The organism is Variovorax defluvii (genome assembly GCF_039541515.1).
In the GTDB taxonomy this organism is placed as follows: Bacteria; Pseudomonadota; Gammaproteobacteria; order Burkholderiales; family Burkholderiaceae_C; genus Variovorax; species Variovorax defluvii.
Genome location: NZ_BAABGJ010000037.1, coordinates 1 through 858 on the forward strand (window position 1 = coordinate 1; position 858 = coordinate 858).

Annotated in this window: 1 protein-coding gene; it reads right to left on the bottom strand. The window is 72.5% G+C overall.

Translation table 11 applies throughout. The features are described 5' to 3' along the window. Positions 1 to 16 precede the first annotated feature (16 nt). Positions 17 to 505, bottom strand: coding sequence for a CHC2 zinc finger domain-containing protein (locus ABEA07_RS15730; protein WP_345538988.1), 489 nt, complete (start codon positions 503 to 505; stop codon positions 17 to 19). Between the last annotated feature and the right edge of the window lie 353 nt (positions 506 to 858).

The following is an 858-nucleotide window of genomic DNA, read 5'->3' on the forward strand; positions in this document are numbered from 1 at the left end:
GGAGCGCGCGCTGGCGTCAGCGCATGCCATCCACGCCCACCTGGTCGGCGATGCGCTGGATGCGCGCCGCGACTTCCAGCAGCCGCTGCCGGTCGGCCTCTCTCAGTACCAGGCCCCGGGCGAGATTTCCGGCGGCCACCGCCACCACCAGCGCGTCGTCGCGCAGCAGCGACAGCGCCTCGCGGGCCGGCAGGCCGCAGGGACGCCGGCGCTGCGGGCCCTGCTGCGCCGAGGCCGGATCGTCCTGCCAGGCGCCGAGCGCCCGGGCCGCTTCCACGAAACTCAGGCCCTGCGCGGCCATGTGGTAGGCCAGCACGTCGCCGCCACGCGCGCCGCAGCCGGCCATGCAGCAGAAACCGCCGCTGCGCAAGTTCACCCGCATGCTGTCGCTGCCGCCATGGAAGGCACAGCGTGTGGTGCGCCAGGCGCCCCGGCCCGCCAGCGCGAGGCCCTGCGATGCGAAGTACTCCTGCGGCTCGGGAAGCCGCTCGCGCAGCAGCGTCATGGCTGGATCCCTGAACCTGGACGGCAAGGCAGACCTGCTTGGGATAAGCGGTCGGGGAGTGCGAGGGGAACGGCCGCGGACTTCGAAGTCAGCGACGCGAGCTTGCGGCGCAACGAGGAACGAGGACATGCGTGCATGGCGTGCCTTTCTGCGGGAGATGCCGCTGTGGTGGATGGATCTGCTTTGGGAGCCGCCTCGACGCACTGCTGGCGAGCGCCAGCGCGGGCGGTCCAGGGACCGCCCGCAGGCCGCGGCCGAACGCAGTGAGGACCGGGCGAGGAAGGTGGCGCAGCCTTCACCCTGGACGGCGAAGCGCGCGAGCCAGGCGTCGATCAAGAGGCGGTGCCAAGGCA